This is a genomic window from Roseovarius sp., assembly GCF_030373445.1.
In the GTDB taxonomy this organism is placed as follows: domain Bacteria; phylum Pseudomonadota; class Alphaproteobacteria; order Rhodobacterales; family Rhodobacteraceae; genus Roseovarius.
In genome coordinates, this window is sequence record NZ_JAUCYU010000001.1 from 32946 (window position 1) to 51270 (window position 18325).

Genomic DNA, 18325 nt, shown 5'->3' on the forward strand with positions numbered 1-18325 from the left:
CAATGCCGTTTCACCGTGTCACCCCCGAGAAGCTCTCCACCGCCGTCACCCGGCAGGTCGAGAAGCTGATCCTACGCGGCATCCTTCGCCCCGGCGAACGCCTGCCCGCCGAGCGCGAACTGGCCGACCGGCTGGGCGTGTCCCGTCCCAGCCTGCGCGAGGCGATCGGCGAGCTGCAGGAAAAGGGCCTTCTCAAGACCCGCGCCGGCGCCGGCATTTACGTGGCCGACGTGCTGGGCAGCGCCTTTTCAGATGCGCTGATCCAGCTCTTCTCCGAACATGACGAGGCGGTCTTCGACTACATCGCCTTCCGCCGCGACCTCGAGGGGCTGGCGGCCGAGCGGGCCGCGCGGCTGGCTTCCGACACCGACCTCAAGGTGGTGGGCGAGATCTTCGCCAAGATGGAGGCCGCGCACCGCAAGACCAACCCCGCCGACGAGGCCCGGCTCGATGCCGAGTTCCACATGTCGATCATCGAGGCCAGCCACAACGTGGTGATGCTGCACATGATGCGCTCGATGTTCCAGCTCCTGCGCGAGGGCGTGTTCTACAACCGGCAGGTCATGTTCAAGCAGCGCACCACGCGCGGCGCCCTGCTCGATCAGCACCGCGCCATGAACACCGCGCTTCAGGCCCGCGACCCCGAAGCGGCGCGGGCGGCGGTCGAGACGCATCTCACCTATGTCGAGACCTGCCTCCAGGACCAGAAGAAGGCCGACCGGAACGAGGAGATCGCCCGCCAGCGGCTGGCCCACGAACAGTCGCGCTAAGGCGCGCCACCGTCGCCATCGCTCACGGCTTCTGCTTGTCCGCCGCCGCCTGTTCCGCGGCGCGCGCCTCGGCCCACTTGGCTTCCTCGGCGTCGCGTATCTGCCGGTAATAGGCGACGGCCGCCTCCTGGATTCCCGACTGCGGCACCGCGAAATCGACATAGACCGGGTTCGGCACGTGGTCGAGCGTCGCCCCGGAATCGGCGTCCACCGCCACCCCGATCAGCCCGCCGGCGATGAAGTTGCCGGCCGTCGCCGCGGTCCCGTCCGAGGACGACTTGATCGTGACATGCACCTTCCGCACGTCCCGCCCGTGCTTGAACGTGGCCCAGAACGATTCCTTCCGGCTGATCCGCATGGCGCAGGGCGTCTGGCAGCTCTTGCCAAGACCCGTGGTCACCACGGCGCCCGCAGGCTTCGAGGTGAAGGTGACCGCCTCGCTGCTGCCGCGGGTGACGGTCGCACAGCCGCCGGCGGCAAGAATGGTCGCCGCAAGCAGCGGCGCGATGAGTCTCGGGGACATTCCGTTATTCCTTCGTGGTCTTTTCTTGTTCTTTGTCCGGCGTCGCCACCGGGACCGTCAGGAAAGTGGATCACCAAAGCGGTCGCAAGGTCAATTTCAAACAATCGTGACGTGCGCCACGCATGTTGCCGGCGGGCCACTCCACCTCGTCCGGGCCCCCTTCGCGAACTGCTCAAAACGCCGGACTCGCTGCTGAAATTTTACCATTTGATAAAAAAAGAACCTGTGTCATACTTCTGTGAAAACACGGCCAACACGTGGAGGACATCTTGACCCACAACGCCCTTTCGCCGGGGATCGTCCCCGGCAGGCTGCAGGCACAGGATTACGAAGAGAATTTCGCCGACCTGCATGAGCCTCTCGACGATCACGAAGCGCTGGTCGCCGCCGACCGCTGCTATTTCTGCCATGATGCGCCCTGCATCACCGCCTGCCCCACCGATATCGACATCCCCCTCTTCATCCGGCAGATCGCCACCGGCACGCCCGAGGCGGCGGCCGAGACGATCCTGGGCCAGAACATCCTGGGCGGCATGTGCGCCCGGGTCTGCCCGACCGAGACGCTGTGCGAGGAAGTCTGCGTGCGCGAGGTGGCCGAAGGCAAACCGGTGCTGATCGGCCAGTTGCAGCGCTACGCCACCGACACGCTGATGGCGGCGGGCAAGCACCCGTTCAAGCGTGCCGAACCCACCGGCAAGCGCATCGCCGTCGTCGGCGCCGGCCCCGCGGGCCTGTCCTGCGCGCACCGGCTGGCGATGCACGGCCATGACGTGGCGCTCTATGACGGGCGCGAGAAGCCCGGCGGGCTGAACGAGTATGGCATCGCCGCCTACAAGACCGTCGGCGGCTTCGCCCAGGCCGAGGTCGACTGGCTGCTGCAGATTGGCGGCATCAAGGTCGAGACCGGCAAGCGGCTGGGCCGTGAACTTACGCTCGATGCGCTGCGCGACCAATACGACGCGGTCTTCCTCGGCGTGGGCCTTGGTGGCGTGAACGCCCTCGGGCTCGAGGCCGAGGACAAGGACGGCATCGCCGACGCCGTGGATTTCATCGCCGAGCTGCGGCAGGCCAGCGATCTCTCCGCCCTCCCCGTGGGCCGCGACGTGGTGGTGATCGGGGGCGGCATGACCGCTGTCGATGCCGCCGTGCAATCCAAGCTGCTGGGCGCCCTCAACGTCAGCCTCGTCTACCGCCGGGGCCGCGACCGGATGAACGCCAGCGTTTTCGAACAGGATCTCGCCGCCTCGAAAGGCGTGCGGATCATCACCAATGCCACCCCCGTCGCCATCCACGGCAACGGCGCGGTACGCGAGGTCGAGTTCGAATATACCGACGATACCCTCGCCCCCACCGGCGAACGCTTCCGTCTTCCCGCCGACCAGCTGTTCAAGGCCATCGGCCAGGCGCTCGATGCCGAGGGCCTGCCAGAACTCGACGGCCGCAAGATCGCCGTCACCGGTGCCGGCCGCACCAGCGTCGACCGGGTCTGGGCCGGGGGCGACTGTGCCGCGGGCGGCGACGACCTGACGGTGACCGCCGTGGCCGAGGGGCGCGACGCCGCCGAAGATATCCACGCAAGTCTCGTTTCGTGATAGGTTTGGCCGACATGGTCATGACCCGCGAAAGGGATACCGCGATGGACAGCCTCGAAACCCGTGTGGCCGATCACTACGCGGTCGACCGCATCGTCGACACGATCAAGGCGGCGCTGGAACGGGCCGGCGCCGACCCTGACGCCCCGACGCCGGAAGACCTCAAGCCGGTGGACGAGTTCCACACCGGCGGGCAGGAGGCGACCGACGCGCTGCTGAACCAGCTCGACATCACCTCCGAAACGCGCGTGCTCGATATCGGCTGCGGCATCGGCGGCACCGCCCGCCACGTCGCGGCGCGCGCCGGCTGTCACGTCACCGGCGTCGACCTGACTCCGGCATACGTGACCGCCGCCAAGACACTGAGCACGCTGGTCGGCCTCGACGCCCTCACCACCTTCAGGACCGGCAGCGCGCTCGACCTGCCGGTGCCGGACCATGCCTTCGACCTCGTGCTGATGTTCCATGTCGGCATGAATATCGACGACAAGAAAACCCTCTTCGCCGAAGTGGCCCGCGTGCTCGCCCCCGGCGGCACCTTCGCGCTGTTCGACGTGATGCGGCTCTCCGATGCGCCGCTGAACTTCCCCTTCCCGTGGGCGGAAACCTCGGGCGTTTCCTTCGTCGATCCGCCCGAAATCTACCGCGAGGCCGCCGAGAAGGCGGGGTTCGGACGGCTTGAGGAGCGCAACCGCCTCGACTTCGCGCTCGACTTCTTCAACCGGGTCTTCGCGCGCATGGAAAAGGCCGGCGGCCCGCCGCCGCTGGGCATCCACCTGCTGATGGGCGGCACCGCGAAGGAAAAGCTGCAGAACTACGTCACCCACATATCCGCCGGGGATATCGCCCCGGTCGAAATGATCTTCCGCGCGCCGAACTAGGGCGTGCAGGCAACAGGGAAAGGACCAGACAACATGGCCGATCTGACATCCAACTTCATCGGGATCAAATCCCCAAACCCGTTCTGGCTGGCCTCCGCCCCGCCGACCGACAAGGAATACAACGTCCGCCGCGCCTTCGAGGCCGGCTGGGGCGGCGTCGTGTGGAAGACGCTGGGCGAGGAAGGCCCGCCCATCGTCAACGTGAACGGCCCGCGCTACGGCGCCATCTGGGGCGCCGATCGGCGGCTTCTGGGGCTCAACAACATCGAACTGATCACCGACCGCCCGCTGCAGACCAACCTCGACGAAATGACGCGCGTCAAGAAGGACTACCCCGACCGCGCGATCATCGCCTCGCTGATGGTGCCGGTGGAAGAGGAGAGCTGGAAGGCCATCCTCGAGAAGGTGGCGGCCACGGGCTGTGACGGGGTCGAGCTGAACTTCGGCTGCCCCCACGGGATGAGCGAGCGCGGCATGGGCTCGGCCGTGGGGCAGGTGCCGGAATACGTCCAGCAGGTGGCCGAATGGTGCAAGAAGCACACCGACCTGCCGGTGATCGTCAAGCTCACGCCCAACATCACCGACATTCGCAAGCCCGCGCAGGCGGCCAAGGATGGCGGCGCCGACGCGGTCTCGCTGATCAACACGATCAACTCGATCACCGGGGTCGACCTCGACATCTTCGCCCCCGAGCCCACGATCGACGGCAAGGGCGCCCATGGCGGCTATTGCGGCCCGGCGGTGAAGCCCATCGCGCTCAACATGGTGGCCGAGATCGCCCGCACGCCCGACCTTCAGGGCCTGCCCATCTCGGGCATCGGCGGGGTGACGACGTGGAAGGACGCGGCCGAGTTCATGGCGCTTGGTGCCGGCAACGTGCAGGTCTGCACCGCCGCGATGACCTACGGTTTCAAGATCGTGCAGGAGATGATCTCGGGCCTCTCGCATTACATGGACGAGAAGGGCTTCACTTCGGTCGATCAGCTCGTGGGCCGGGCCGTGCCGAACCTCTCCGACTGGCAGCACCTCAACCTCAACTACGTCACCAAGGCCCGCATCGACCAGGACGCCTGCATCAATTGCGGCCGCTGCTACGCAGCCTGCGAGGATACCAGCCACCAGGCCATCTCGATGTCCGAAGACCGGGTGTTCGAGGTGATCGACGAAGAATGCGTGGCCTGCAACCTGTGTGTCAATGTCTGCCCGGTCGAGGATTGCATCACCATGGAGCGGCTCGCCCCGGGCGAGGTGGACAAGCGCACCGGCAAGGTCGTCGAGGAAGAGTACGCCAACTGGACGATGCACCCCAACAACCCCGGCGCCTGCGCGGCGGAGTGACCTGTCAGCCGAGGCGAGAAAGCAGAAAATCGGCGCGCGCCCGCACGCCGGTTTTCGGCAGAATGACGGCCTCGTAGCCCAGCGCTTCGTAGGCGGCGCACAGCCTTCGATACTCTGCTTCCGCCTCCGCCATGCCATGCCGCCGCTCTGCATCGGCGGCGTAAATCTCCGGCCACGGCGGGGTCAGGAACACCTGGCAGTGAAATCGGCGCAGATCGCCCAGCGTCTCCGCCACCGGCACCCCCGCCGCATGCTCCAGCGCCACCGCCGCGTCGATCTGCCCCCGGTCGAAAAACACCCAGCCCGTATGATGCGCGACTGTCGCCCGGTCCTGCGTCGCAAGGTCGAGGGCGCGGCGAGCGAATGCTTCCATGTCCACCCACGGCAACGCCCGGCCCTCGCCCCGGCTCTCCTCGGCCACGATGCGCCGGCCCGGCTCCGGCACGGTCGCAACCCCCCGCCGCGCCAGTTCATCGAGCAACGTGGATTTCCCGCCCCCGGAGCAGCCGGACAGGATGACGTGGTTGGAGTAATCGGGCATGGGAAGCTCCTTGACGGTCAGGCCCAAACATCAAGCTGCGACAGGAAATGGGCGGGCAAGCACAAACATGCCAGTTGCCCACACGCGCGGGATCAAGACCTGCACGAGCACACTTGGCCCTGCCCGCCCCGGGCTTGACCCGGGGCCTCTGTTTCTCGGCCAACAGGCCCCGGGTCAAGCCCGGGGCGCGACAATCTCATATTGCCCGCTACTCGCAAATCACCGCCACCCCACCTTGATCCCACCCCCAATCGGATCACTTCCCCCTTGATGAAACAGTTGATCCTCCTCTCCCTCCTCCTCCTCGCCGCCTGCGGGCGCGGCGTTCCCGATCAGGCCCGCATCGTCGTCGCCGGCGATTCCGTCATGGCCTGGAACCGCTCCGCCGGTGCCTCCGTCGCCGACCAGCTCCAGGCGCGTCTCGGCGAACCGGTGGGCGATGTCTCGCTCCCGCTGGCCAAGGTGGCGGGCGGCGCCGGCCCCCTCAACATCCCCAGCCAGCTCGAAGGTATCACCGTCAGCCACGTCGTCCTTAATGGCGGGGCCAATGACCTGACCAGCTGCGATTGCGGCCAGTGCGGCCCCGTGCTCGACCGGCTGATCTCCGAGGACGGCACGCAAGGCGCGATCCCCGCGCTGGTGGCCGATCTGCGCAGGCGCGGGTCACGGGTGATCTGGGCCGACTACTATACCTCCCCGAAATACGCAGGCACGGCCTGCGAGCCACGCTACAAGGTGCTGGAATCGCGCCTTGGCCGCATGGCCGCCCGCGATGATGGGGTGACGCTGGCCGATATGGATGACGCGTTGCGCCCCGACGACCTGACCCTCTTCGCTTCGGACAAGACGCACCCCTCGCAGAAGGGCTCGGCCCGCATCGCCGACCTCATCGCCCCCCTGCTGACTCGCCGATGACGATTTCTTGGCCATCGCCCCTTGACCCTCCAGTGACTGGAATCCTTATCTGGGGCATATGACCCAGACCCGCCCCTTCCGAATCGAGATCGACGAGATGTCCTGTGCCGGCTGTGCCGGGCGGGCAGAACGGGCGATTTCCTCCGTACCCGGCGTCTCGCAGGCCCAGGTAAACTTCGCCACCCGCACCGCCGAGGTCAGCGCCGCCCCCGGCACCGAGCCCGCCATCGTCGAGGCGCTCGACCAGGCCGGATACCCGGCCCGCACCGATATGGTCACGCTCGAGGTGTCGGACATGACCTGCGCCTCCTGCGCGTCCCGCGTCGAGAAAGCCCTGACGGCCCGGCCCGGCGTGGTCGACGCCGCGGTGAACTTCGCCGCCGGCACCGCGACCGTGCAGATCCTCACCGGCGCGGCCACGGCACAGGAACTGGCCCGCGCCGCCACCGATGCGGGCTACCCCACCGTCCCCGCCGAAGACGGCGCTCCGCGCGATGACCGGCAGGAGGACGAGGCCACCCCGGCCCTCCGCCGCACGCTCATCGCCGGCGCCCTCACCCTGCCGGTCTTCATCGTCGAGATGGGCGGCCACCTCGTCCCGGCCTTCCACCATTTCGTGCACCAGGCCATCGGGCAACAGGCATCGTGGCTCCTGCAATTCATGCTGGCAACTATCGTGCTTCTGTGGCCCGGCCGCGAATTCTTCGTGAAAGGCGTGCCCGCCCTCCTGCGCGGCGCGCCCGAGATGAATTCGCTGGTGGCCCTTGGCGCCTCCGCCGCCTGGGCCTTCTCGACCGTCGCGCTCTTCGTCCCGTCGCTCCTCCCCGAAGGCACCCGCGCCGTCTATTTCGAGGCCGCGGCGGTGATCGTGACCCTGATCCTCCTTGGCCGCTGGCTCGAGGCCCGCGCCCGCGGACAGGCAGGCGCCGCAATCCGCAAGCTCGTGGGCCTTCAGCCCAAGACCGCCCGGGTCGAACGGAACGGCAGCTACGAGGACATCCCCCTCGAAACCGTCCAGCCCGGCGACATCCTCCTCGTTCGTCCCGGCGAGAAGGTCGCGGTGGATGGCGAAGTAACCAGCGGCGAGGCTTACGTCGACGAAAGCATGATCTCGGGCGAGCCCGTCCCGGTCGCCAAGTCCCCCGGCGACCGCGTGATCGGCGGCACCGTCAACGGCGACAGCGCCCTCACCTTCCGCGCCACCCATGTGGGCCGTGACACCATGCTCTCGCAGATCGTGGCCGAGGTTCAGCGGGCGCAAGGCACCCGTCTGCCGATCCAGTCGCTCGCCGACCGCGTGGTCGCGGTCTTCGTGCCGGTGGTCATCGCCATCGCCGTGCTGACGGTGCTGGTGTGGCTGGCCGTCGGCCCCAGCCCCGCGCTCGGCCTCGCGCTGGTCGCGGGCGTCTCGGTGCTGATCATCGCCTGCCCCTGCGCCATGGGCCTCGCGACGCCCACCTCGATCATGGTCGGCACCGGCCGCGCGGCCGAACTGGGCGTTCTGTTCCGCAAGGGCGACGCCCTGCAGCGGCTCGACGAGGCGCGCGTCGTGGCGTTCGACAAGACCGGCACGCTGACCGAGGGGCGGCCCCGCCTGACCCGGCTGGAAACGGTCGCGGGGCAGGACGAGGAGACCGTGCTCCGCCTCGTCGCGGCGGCAGAGGCGCAATCCGAACACCCCATCGCCCGCGCCATCGTCGAGGCCGCCAGCGAGCGCGGCCTGACCCTGCCACAGGCCGAGCAGATGCGCGCCATCGGCGGGCATGGGCTCTCGGCACAGGTCGACGGGCATGACCTGCTGATCGGCACCGCCCGGCTGATGGAGCGCGAAGGCGTCGCGTTCGACACGCTGAACGAAACCGCCGAGGACATATCGGACAACGGCCAAAGCCCCGTCTTCATCGCCGTCGATGGCCGCCTCGCCGGCCTCATCGCCGTCGCCGACCGGGTCAAGCCCACCACCCGCGCCGCGCTCGACGCGCTGCGGCGGGAAGGCCTGAGGATCGCCATGATCACCGGCGACACCCCAGCCACCGCCAACGCCATCGCCGCCGACCTGGGCATCGACCATGTCGAGGCCGGCGTCCTGCCCACCGACAAGCGCCGCACGGTGCAGGCGCTGCGCGACACCCACGGCGCCGTAGCCTTCGTCGGCGACGGGATCAACGACGCCCCCGCCCTCGCCGAGGCCGATATCGGCATCGCCGTGGGCACCGGCACCGACGTCGCCATCGAATCCGCCGACGTGGTGCTGATGTCGGGCGACCTGACCGGCGTCGCCACCGCCCGCCACCTGTCGGACCGCACCATGCGCAACATCCGGCAGAACCTGTTCTGGGCCTTCGCCTACAACGCCGCGCTTATTCCCGTGGCGGCGGGCGTGCTCTACCCGCTGACCGGCACGCTGCTGTCGCCGATGCTGGCGGCAGGCGCCATGGCGCTCAGCTCGGTCTTCGTGGTCACCAACGCCCTGCGCCTGCGCCGGGTGGGCCGCGGCGTGACGAAACCAGCGACCAAGCCCGCCCCGGCCCTCCACCCGGCCGCGGCAGAATGACGGAGAGTGCGATGAATATCGGCGACGTATCGGAACGCACCGGCCTCCCGGCCAAGACCATCCGCTATTACGAGGATATCGGCCTTGTCCGCCCGGCGCGCGACACCAACGGCTACCGCGTCTTCCGCGACACCGACGCGCACAAGCTGGCCTTCCTCGGCCGCGCCCGCGCGCTGGGGTTCTCCATCGAGGATTGCCGCACCCTTCTGGCGCTTTACGAGGATGACGACCGCGCCAGCGCCGACGTCAAGGCCGTGGCGACGGAACACCTGCACCAGATCGAAGACAAGATCGCCCAGCTTCAGGCCATGCGCGACACGCTCAACGAGCTGGTCCATTGCTGCGCGGGCGACAACCGCCCCGACTGTCCGATCCTGAAAGACCTCGCCCGGCACTGACCGGCCATTACATCTCCCGCCCGGCCTTCATCTCGCCCCAGCGCATCACCGCGTTGGCCCCGAGATACGTCACCGGCCCCGGCGGCAGCCGCTTCGGCGGATCGAGCGCCAGCACCTCGGCCAGCAGCTCCGTTCGGTGACCCGCCGCCAGATCGGCCGTCACCATCCCCAGCATCGTGCCCTTCGCCGTGCCCAGCCCGTTCTGGCAGCAGGCGGAGTAAAGCCCGGTCTCGACCTCACCCGTCGCCGGCACGCCGTTCCAGCTCAGGCACAGCCGCCCGCCCCAGCGATAGTCCATCCCGACGCCCTTCAGCATCGGGAACCGCGCCGCGAAGGCCCTGTCGTGATCCCGCCCCACCCGCGCGATCCGCGCGGCGCTCACCTCCATCGAGGGGTCACAGGTGAACCGGTTGCGGATGATCAGCCGGTCGCCCCCGGTGCCCGATATCCGCCGTACCGTGGTGCCCATAGGATCGGCCGGCGTCACCCCCCAGCGCGGGCTGCCGCCAAGCTTCCGCACCTCCTCACCGGTCAAGGCCCGGGTCATCGAGGCATAGGTGAAGACATGCAGCAACTGGCGTTTGAAATACCCGAAACTGTTGGCGTGCCCGTTTACCGCCAAGATCACCTTCGGCGCCACCACCCGCCCCTTGGGTGTCACGGCACTCCACGCCCCGTTGCGCTTCAGCTCGGTCACCGGCGAGTTCTCGAAGATCCGCACCCGGTTCGACCGCAACCCCCGTGCCACGCCCCGCACGAAGAGCGCCGGCTGGATCATCGCCGCGCCGGGCGTGAACAGCCCGCTCCGGTAATACTCGCTGCCGGTCAGCTCCCGCATCTGCGCGGCATCCAGCATCTCGTGCGACTCGCCCATCGCCGTCAGGTGCTTCGCGTAATCGAGATTGTGCCGGTGCCCCTTGTCGCTCGCCGCCGCGTTGATCTTGCCCGACCGCGCGAACGCCTCCTCGCCCAGCCCGAACGCCTCGGCCATCGCCGCGGCAAACTCGATCCCCGCCCGGTTGGCGCGGGTCTGCGCGGTGTCGGCCTCCACCGCCCCGCCGTAATCATCCGAGGCGAGGTCATGCGGCAGGTCGATCATGAAGCCTGAATTGCGCCCCGCCGGCCCCTCGCCGATGCGCTTCGCCTCCAGCAGTACGATCCGCGCGTCGGGGTGCAACTGCGAAAGCCGCCGCGTCGCCGCCAGCCCGGCATATCCCCCGCCGATGACAAGGAAATCCGCCGTCGTCCGTTCCTCCAGCACCTCAGCCGCCTCCGGCGCGGGCAGGATCTCGTTCCAGCCGGACAGGCCGGGATCGACAGGCAGTCGCGTCACCTTCATGGCAGGCTCAACTGCGCGGTGCGGCCGCCATCAATCGTATAGACCTGCCCCGTCACGAAACTCGCCTCGTCCGATGCCAGCCAGCAGATCAGCCGCGCAACTTCCTCCGGCGCCCCGGTGCGGCGCAACGGGTGGATACGCCCGATCCCCTTGCGGAACGCCGCCGGGTCGCCAAGGCTCTCGATGAACGCCTCGTTGAGGGCCGTGTCGATCCAGCCCGGCGCCACGGCATTGCAGCGCACGCCGTACTGGCCCTCGTCCACCGCCACCGCCCGGGTCAGCCCGTGCAGCCCGGCCTTCGACGCGCCATAGGCCGGGTGGCGGGGGTTGTTGCCCAACCCCTCGATCGACCCGGTATTGATGATGGCGCCCCCAGCTTCCTTCAGAAGCGGCATCGCGGCGCGGATCATCAGGAAGGGAATGGTCAGGTTCAGGTGAAGCTGCGCGTCCCAATCTTCCTCGCTGGTCTCCTCCACCGTGCCCTCGCGCATCATGCCCGCGTTGTTCACAAGGATGTCGAGCCGCCCCGCCGCCTGCCGCACATGCTCCACCACCCGCGCCGGCGTCGCCCGGTCCGAGAAATCCGCCGCGATACTCTCATGCGCCGTGCCCCCGCGCTGCGCGGTAAACACCCGCGCGCCACCCTCGGCCAAAAGGTCCGCCGTCGCCGACCCCATGCCCGAGGACGCGCCGGTCACCAGCGCCACCTTGCCCGCGAACCGTGTCATATGACGGGCTTGCCTCCATGCACTTCCAAGAGCGCCCCGGTCATGTACCGCGCCGCATCCGAGGCCAGGAACAGGATCACGTCGGCAATCTCCTCCGGCTCGGCAATCCGGCCGATCGGCACGGTCGCGTTCAACTCGGCAACCGCCTTGTCGGGGTCGAACCCCCGCGCCGCGAACCCGCTGCGCAGCATCGCCGTGTTCACCTCGTTCGGACAGACGGCGTTGACCCGGATTCCCTCATGCGCGTGATCCCGGCCAAGGCATTGCGTCAGCGAGGCCAGCGCCGCCTTCGACATGACGTAAAGCGGATGGTTCGGCCCCGGCCGCAAGCCCCAGCAGGACGCGGTATTGACGATGGCACCGCCCCCCTGCCCCGCCATGATCGGGATCGCCGCCCGACACAGGCGAAAGGGCGCGGCCACGTTCACCGCCATGGTCAGCGCGTAATCGGCATCCGTCACCTGCGTGATCGGCCCCCGCGTGATCACGCCGGCATTGTTGCAAATCAGGTCGATACCCCCCAGCGTCTCCGCCACCCGCCCCGGCAAGGCATCGCAGAACGCGCCGTCGCACAGGTCCCCATCGAAATGCGCCTCGGCCTCCAGGTGCGCGGTCTGCCGGTCGGTCACCGCCACGCGCGCCCCCTCGGCCCGCAGCATCGCGACCACCGCCGCGCCGATGCCGCCGGCGGCCCCCGTCACCAGCGCCCGCTGCCCCTCGAACCGCATCAGTCGACCTCGTACCTGATGTGCAGCCGCCGGGCGCCCGTGTTGCCGCTGTCGGGAAGCCATTCCGGCGCCCCGTCATACTCCACCGTGGCAAAGGTCTGCCGCAGCGCATCCAGTGCACAGCCGGTATCGGTGCGGGCCACGAAATGCCCGATGCAATGATGCGCCCCGCCGCCGAACCCGAAATGCTTCCGCCGCTTGGCGGTGATGTCGAACGCCGGATCCTCGCAATACTCCGGGTCGCGGGCCGAGGCATGCACGAAAAGATGCAGGATCGTGCCCTTCGGGATCACCTGCCCGTTCATCTCCACATCCTCCACCGCCTCGCGCGTGGCCCATGTCGTCGTCGGCCGCGCACGGATGAATTCGTCCACCGCGGCAGGGATGAGCGAGGGGTCTTTCCGCAGCAACTGCCATTGCTCTGGGTGCTCGATGAACAGCGACAGGCCCAGCCCCAGCAACGCCCGGGTCGTATCGACCCCGCCGAAAATGGAAATCACGATGGTGTTCAGCAGCTCCTCATGGCTGCAATCGCCATTGGCGTCGAACTCGGCCACCATCCGCGCCACGTAGCTCTCGGAATCCTCCCCCCGCCGCACCCGCGACACCAGCTCGTCGGCAAGGTTGAAGAGGCGCGTACAGGCGGCATTGAACCGCTCTTCGTGCTGCGGCGCCTCGATCCCCATCGCCAACCCCAGATCGCTCGCGTCATGCGCCACCTCGGGCCACCGCTCCCGCGACAGGCCCAGAATCGTGGTGATCGCCTGCCCGGCAAACGGCTCGCAGAAGGCGCTCTGGAACTCGCAGCTCCGCGTCTGCCGCAGCCCGTCGCACAGGTCCCGCGCGATCTCGTCGAAGGCGGGCTTCAGGCCCAGCACGTACTCGTCCGACAACGCCGGCACCGCCAGCGCCCGCAGCTTGCGATGGTCATCCCCCTCCCGGCCAATCACCGAGTCGCGCCAGAAATCGGCGAACCGCCCCTCGATTCCCACCGTGTCGGGCCAGGCGTGGCTGCCCTGCCGGAACCGCCGGTCGCGCAGGATGCGCCCCACCTCCATGTAACGCAGCACTGCCAGCCCATAAGGCGTCTCGGCGCACCAATGCGCCTCCCGCGCCGCCATCACTTCCGGTCCACGGGTGGAAAACCCCGGATCGGTCAGGTCGAGATAGGGCAGCGCACACATGGATCAATACTCCTGGTTGAGCGCGTCGGCGGCCGGAATCTCCCTCTCGCGACGCGCGATGTAATCGAGCAGCGCCTCGTTGACGCCCGCGTCGAGTGTCGGCTCTTCATAGGCCTTCAGCAAGTCCCGCGCGTGGTTGACCGCGCGGATGTTCGTATCGATGCCGCCTTCGGCAACCCACTGTTCATATGCATTGTTATCGAACAGATCCGGCATGAAGAACGCACGCTGAAAGTTGGCGAGCGTATGCGCGTGGCCAAGGTAATGCCCCCCCGGCCCGATATCGGCGACAGCGGCGACCGCCTCGTCGAAATCGTCCCAGCGGACGCCCTCGGCCATCCGGTAGGCCATGGCGCATTGCTCGGCATCGACCACGAACTTTGCCATCGAACAATGCATCCCAGCTTCGTTCCAGCCCGCCGCGTGCCACATGTAATTCGTGCCCGCCATCTGCAGCGCCATCAGCGTGGTCGCACTCTCATACCCCGCCTGCGCGTCCAGCACCTTGGCCCCGCCAAGGTTGGTCGAAGACCGCCACGGCACCCCGTAGAACCGCGCCATCTGGCCGATCATCATGTTCATCAGGCTGATCTCCGGCGTCCCCGCCATCGGCGCCCCGGATTTCATGCTCACGGTCGACAGGTAATGCCCGTAGATCGCAGGGCAGCCCTTGCGAACGACCTGCGTATAGGCCAGCGCCGACAGCGCCTCTGCATTGAGCTGCGCCACCGACGGCGCCACCGACGCCGGCGTATTCGCCCCGCCCAGCACGAAGGGAGAGCACAGAACCGGCTGGTTCTTCCGGCAGAACGCCCGCATCGCCCCCAGCATCGTTTCGTCCCACACCAGGGGCGAGTTGCCGTTGCAATTGCCGGTGACGACCGGGTGATTCTCCATGAACGCTTCGCCAAAGAGGATCGCGCACATCTCCATCACGTCCTCGGCGTTTTTCGGGCTGGTGGTCATGCCCATGAACGTCTTGTCGGAATGCTTCATCGACGAATAGGTGATCCGCAGGTGCCGCTGGCTGATCGGGTGATCGTAAGGTTCCACGATATGATGCGCCGAGCTGTGCAGCGCCGGCAGCATATGCGACAGCTTGTGGAAGTTCGCGAGGTCCTCCAGCGTCGGGTTCCGCCGCACATCGTCGAGGTCGCGCAGGTAGGGCGCACCGGTCATCGGCACGAACATGGCATGATCGCGCCCGAACGGCAGGTTATTCACCGGGTTCCGCGCGTGATAGGTAAAGGTCTCCGGGATCGTCTTGATCAACTCCCGTACCAGTCCCCGGTCGAGGTAAACCGTCTCCCCCACCACCTTCGCCCCGGCGGCTTTCCAGTCGGCCAGCGCGATCTCGTCGCGGAACACCACGCCCACGTTTTCAAGGATATGCATCGAGGCATTGTCGATCCGCTCGACCTGCTCCCCATCCATTGGCTCGGTCAGCGGAATGCCCCGCTTCAGCGCGGGCAGCATCGTGAAATCCCGCTTCTGCCGCGCCGATGTCCGCGCCCCGCGGCCCCGCCGGGCCGCTCTCTTCTCTGCCACATCAGCCATGATGCGCCGTCCTTCTCGTAGGGTGGGTGCCAACCCACCGTTGCGCGCGTGGTGGGTTCACACCCACCCTACCCGACGTTGTCGCCGTCCTTCGGATCGGTCAGTTCGATCCAGATGGTCTTCATCTCGGTGAACTGGTCATGGGCGTGTATGGAATTGTCGCGCCCGCCGAAGCCCGATTGCTTGTATCCGCCGAAGGGGGTGGAGATATCGCCCTCGCCGTAGCAGTTCACCGTCACCGTGCCCGCCCGGATCTCCCGCGCGGCACGGATCGCCTTGCGCACATTGCCGGTGAAGACCGACGCCGCGAGGCCATACTCGGTGTCGTTGGCCAGCTGGATCGCCTCCTCGGTGCTGGCCACCTCGATGACCGACAGGACCGGCCCGAAGATCTCTTCGCGCGCCTTCGCGTCGCTCTTCTTCACCTCGTAAACCGTGGGCTCGACGAAATTCCCCTTGGGCTTGCCACCGCCCGCGACGGCCTTGCCCTTCAGGTACCTGGAAACCTTCTTGCAATGCTCGCCATCGATCAGCGCGCCCAGATGCATCGCCGGATCCAACGGATCGCCCGTCTTCCAGTCGCGCATCCGAGCCGCGATCCGCTCCAGCAGGGCCTCCTTCACCGCCTTGTGCACGATCAGCCGCGAGGTCGCCGAACAGTTCTCGCCCATGTTCCAGAAGGCCGCGTTGACCACGTGCTCTGCCACGTGATCGAGGTTCTCGGCATCTTCCAGCACCACCGCCGGGTTCTTGCCGCCGCATTCCAGCGTGACCTTCTTCATGTTGCTGTCGGCCGAATAGCGCAGGAACCGCTTGCCGGTCTCGGTCGAGCCGGTAAAGCTCACCATGTCGATGCCCATGTGCAGCCCCAGCGGCTCGCCCACGCCCGGCCCGTCGCCCGGCAGCACCTGCAGCACACCGCGCGGAATGCCCGCCATATGCGCCACCTCGGCCAGCCGCAGGGCGGTCAGGCTGGTCTGCTCGGCCGGTTTCACGATCACCGAGTTCCCGGCGGCCAGCGCCGGGCCGATCTTCCACGCCATCATCAGCATCGGGAAGTTCCACGGCAGCACGGCGGCCACCACGCCCAGGGGCTCGCGCACGATCATCGAAATCGCGTCATCGCCCGACGGCGCGGCCTGGTCATAGATCTTGTCGATCAGCTCGCCATGCCACTTGATCGTGTGAATGGTCTCCGGCACATCGATCGTCTCGCAATCCCGGATGGGCTTGCCGCTGTCGAGGCTCTCCATCACCGCCAGCTCGTGCCGCCGCCGGGTGATCAGCTTGCAGAACCGGATCAGCACGTCCTTCCGCTCCGACGGGTGCGCCCGCGACCACTCTCCCCGGTCGAACGCCTCCCGCGCCTTCTTCACGGCGAAATCCACGTCCTCGGCATTGGCGGTCGAGATTTTCTTCAGCACCTCGCCCGTCGCCGGGTTCACCGTCTCCATCACCGGGCCGTTCCCCTTGCGGAACTTCCCGTCGATGAACGGCGCGGCGGGCAGGTCGAGGTCGGCGGCGATGGCGGCGTATTCCTCGCGGGTCAGTAACTCGGTCATTTGGCCTCTCCCGTGATCGCGGCGATGGAGGTGTCGAGCGTGCGGATCACCTCTTCCAGCGCACGCTTGTCGTCCTTGTTGAGCGGTTGCAGCGGCTTGCGGGGCGGCCCGCACTCGATGCCGCGCATGGTGACGCCGTGCTTGATGCACTGGATGAACTTGCCGCCCTGTTCCAGCACGCTCATCAGCGGCATCATCGCCGACATGATCCTGCGGCCCTTGGTGAAATCGCCCTCGACCACGCAGGCCCTGTAGAGCGCCACATGCGCCTCAGGTGCGAAATTCGACCCGGCACAAACCCAGCCTTTCGCGCCCCAGGCAAAGAACTCCAGCGCCTGGTCATCCATCCCGCACAGCAGGCCCAGGTGCGGATACTCCCGCGCGATCATATGCAGCCGGTTGATATCCCCGCTGCTCTCCTTGATCCCGCAGAAATTGGGGCTCCGGCCAAGACGGTCGAGCGTCTCCTCGTCCATGTTCACGCCCATCCGGCCCGGGTAGTTGTAAAGCATCACCGGCATGTCGACCGCCCGGTCGATGGCGAGCGCATGCAGCGCGATCTCGCGCCCCGTCGGCACCGAATAGGGCGGCGTGGCGACAAGAATGGCCTCGGCCCCCACGTCCTTCGCCATCTTCGCAAATTCGATGCTGTCCTCCGTGCGCAGCGCGCCGGTGCCCACCACCAGCGGCACCCGCCCGCCGATCATCTCCTTCGTGATCTTGGCCAGCCGCGCCCGCTCCTCGAACGTCTGGGCGTAATATTCCCCCGTGGTCCCGGCCGAGATGATCCCGTTCACGCCACCGGCGATCAGGTACTCCACCACCTCGGCCAGCGCGGCCTCGTTGATCGAGAAATCGGCGTTCAGGGGCGTGACGATGGGCGTCCAGATCCCTTCAAACTGCATTGGCGCGGTCCTCTTTGGAAAGCACGTCAAGCGGGAGGGGGTCAGGGGTGACAAACCGCTCCAGCCGGTCGCGCGACAGGTTCCAGTGTTCGATGGTCAAATCGACGATCCCGTCGGCGTCATGCGCCTCGATGGCGGCGATCATCGCGTCGTGATGCTCGATGGCGGCCTTCACCCGCGCCGTCTCGTCCTCCGACGCCGGGCGATAGAAGGTCTGGCTCAACCGCGTATGGTCGATCAGCATCCGGTTGAGACTGGCCAGCAGGTACGGGTTATGCGCCATCTCGCCGATCTGCCGGTGAAACCGGTGATTGAGCAGCGCGGCGCTCCCCGCATCCCCCGCCTCGTTCGCCGCGCGAAATTCCTCCTGCGTGGCTTTCAGCGGCGCGATCTCGTCCGCACGCCGGTTCTCGGCCGCCAGCCGCGCCACGTTCGCATAGATCATCGGCGCGGTCTGGAAGAACATCCGCATCACCGGCAGGTCCATCGACGCCACCTTCGGCCCCCGGTTCTGGCCCTGCGTCAAGTACCCCTCGCCCGCCAGCCGCTGGAATATCTCCCGCACCGGCGTGCGCGACAGGCCGTACTCGGCACAAATCGCCGCCTCGTCCAGATCGGCGCCGGGCGCAATCTCCTGCCGCAGGATGCGCATCCGCAGGTCTTCGAGGCACTGGGTCTTCCGGTCGGGGGCCATGGCGAATCCTTTCTGAATACGCAATGTATACATTCTGTATTCACGTGTCGAGAAGATTCAAACGACGCGCCCGACCACAAGGCCAGACGCCTTCGGCGAGAGTATTTTCAGAAAAG

Annotated in this window: 17 protein-coding genes; 7 read left to right on the top strand and 10 right to left on the bottom strand. The window is 67.4% G+C overall.

The window, feature by feature from the left end; all coding sequences use genetic code 11:
* Window positions 1–2: 2 nt before the first annotated feature.
* Complete coding sequence (locus QUV18_RS00140; protein ID WP_300891191.1) at window positions 3–770, top strand: FCD domain-containing protein; 768 nt, start codon at window positions 3–5, stop codon at window positions 768–770.
* A gap of 22 nt (window positions 771–792) precedes the next feature.
* On the opposite strand, the gene QUV18_RS00145 is transcribed toward QUV18_RS00140, so the two are convergent.
* A complete protein-coding gene (locus QUV18_RS00145; RefSeq protein WP_300891192.1) occupies window positions 793–1293 on the bottom strand; it encodes a hypothetical protein in 501 nt (166 codons plus the stop codon).
* Window positions 1294–1562: 269 nt separating this feature from the next.
* Between QUV18_RS00145 and QUV18_RS00150 the strand changes: the two genes are divergently transcribed.
* Genes QUV18_RS00150 through preA form a run of 3 tightly spaced genes read left to right on the top strand, consistent with a single transcriptional unit; the run spans window position 1563 to window position 5104 of the window.
* The gene (locus tag QUV18_RS00150; RefSeq protein ID WP_300891193.1) at window positions 1563–2885 is read left to right on the top strand and encodes an NAD(P)-dependent oxidoreductase; all 1323 of its coding nucleotides are present in this window, start codon (window positions 1563–1565) and stop codon (window positions 2883–2885) included.
* Between the two features lie 20 nt (window positions 2886–2905).
* A complete protein-coding gene (locus QUV18_RS00155; protein ID WP_300891195.1) occupies window positions 2906–3766 on the top strand; it encodes a class I SAM-dependent methyltransferase in 861 nt (286 codons plus the stop codon).
* A 33-nt stretch (window positions 3767–3799) separates the two neighbouring features.
* Window positions 3800–5104, top strand: coding sequence for an NAD-dependent dihydropyrimidine dehydrogenase subunit PreA (preA, locus tag QUV18_RS00160; protein ID WP_300891196.1), 1305 nt, complete (start codon window positions 3800–3802; stop codon window positions 5102–5104).
* A 4-nt stretch (window positions 5105–5108) separates the two neighbouring features.
* Here preA and QUV18_RS00165 read toward each other — a convergent pair whose 3' ends face one another.
* Complete coding sequence (locus QUV18_RS00165; RefSeq protein WP_300891198.1) at window positions 5109–5645, bottom strand: AAA family ATPase; 537 nt, start codon at window positions 5643–5645, stop codon at window positions 5109–5111.
* Window positions 5646–5915: 270 nt separating this feature from the next.
* Between QUV18_RS00165 and QUV18_RS00170 the strand changes: the two genes are divergently transcribed.
* From QUV18_RS00170 to cueR, 3 genes are read left to right on the top strand one after another with little or no spacing between them, the layout of a single operon-like run.
* Entirely contained in the window at window positions 5916–6560 is a 645-nt protein-coding gene (locus tag QUV18_RS00170; protein WP_300891199.1) for an SGNH/GDSL hydrolase family protein, read from the top strand.
* A gap of 58 nt (window positions 6561–6618) precedes the next feature.
* The gene (locus QUV18_RS00175; protein ID WP_300891200.1) at window positions 6619–9114 is read left to right on the top strand and encodes a heavy metal translocating P-type ATPase; all 2496 of its coding nucleotides are present in this window, start codon (window positions 6619–6621) and stop codon (window positions 9112–9114) included.
* An 11-nt stretch (window positions 9115–9125) separates the two neighbouring features.
* On the top strand, window positions 9126–9512 hold the full coding sequence (cueR, locus tag QUV18_RS00180; RefSeq protein ID WP_300891201.1) for a Cu(I)-responsive transcriptional regulator: 387 nt from the start codon (window positions 9126–9128) through the stop codon (window positions 9510–9512).
* A 7-nt stretch (window positions 9513–9519) separates the two neighbouring features.
* Here cueR and QUV18_RS00185 read toward each other — a convergent pair whose 3' ends face one another.
* The 8 genes from QUV18_RS00185 to QUV18_RS00220 form a co-directional block, all read right to left on the bottom strand.
* Window positions 9520–10851 (bottom strand): FAD-binding oxidoreductase, encoded by a 1332-nt coding sequence (locus tag QUV18_RS00185; RefSeq protein ID WP_300891202.1) that lies wholly within the window; start codon window positions 10849–10851, stop codon window positions 9520–9522.
* Entirely contained in the window at window positions 10848–11579 is a 732-nt protein-coding gene (locus tag QUV18_RS00190; protein WP_300891203.1) for an SDR family oxidoreductase, read from the bottom strand. The genes QUV18_RS00185 and QUV18_RS00190 overlap by 4 nt, the downstream gene beginning before the upstream one ends.
* Window positions 11576–12307: an SDR family oxidoreductase gene (locus QUV18_RS00195; RefSeq protein ID WP_300891204.1), complete on the bottom strand. Its 732-nt coding sequence runs from the start codon at window positions 12305–12307 to the stop codon at window positions 11576–11578. The genes QUV18_RS00190 and QUV18_RS00195 overlap by 4 nt, the downstream gene beginning before the upstream one ends.
* Window positions 12307–13491: a cytochrome P450 gene (locus tag QUV18_RS00200; protein WP_300891206.1), complete on the bottom strand. Its 1185-nt coding sequence runs from the start codon at window positions 13489–13491 to the stop codon at window positions 12307–12309. The genes QUV18_RS00195 and QUV18_RS00200 overlap by 1 nt, the downstream gene beginning before the upstream one ends.
* A 3-nt stretch (window positions 13492–13494) precedes the next feature.
* On the bottom strand, window positions 13495–15048 hold the full coding sequence (locus QUV18_RS00205) for a trimethylamine methyltransferase family protein (RefSeq protein ID WP_300891208.1): 1554 nt from the start codon (window positions 15046–15048) through the stop codon (window positions 13495–13497).
* A gap of 68 nt (window positions 15049–15116) precedes the next feature.
* Window positions 15117–16610, bottom strand: coding sequence for an aldehyde dehydrogenase (locus QUV18_RS00210; protein WP_300891211.1), 1494 nt, complete (start codon window positions 16608–16610; stop codon window positions 15117–15119).
* Window positions 16607–17515 carry a 4-hydroxy-tetrahydrodipicolinate synthase gene (gene dapA, locus QUV18_RS00215; RefSeq protein WP_300891213.1) on the bottom strand — a complete coding sequence of 303 codons (909 nt, stop codon included), beginning with the start codon at window positions 17513–17515 and terminating at the stop codon, window positions 16607–16609. The genes QUV18_RS00210 and dapA overlap by 4 nt, the downstream gene beginning before the upstream one ends.
* A complete protein-coding gene (locus tag QUV18_RS00220; RefSeq protein ID WP_300891215.1) occupies window positions 17505–18209 on the bottom strand; it encodes a GntR family transcriptional regulator in 705 nt (234 codons plus the stop codon). The genes dapA and QUV18_RS00220 overlap by 11 nt, the downstream gene beginning before the upstream one ends.
* Window positions 18210–18325: the final 116 nt, after the last annotated feature.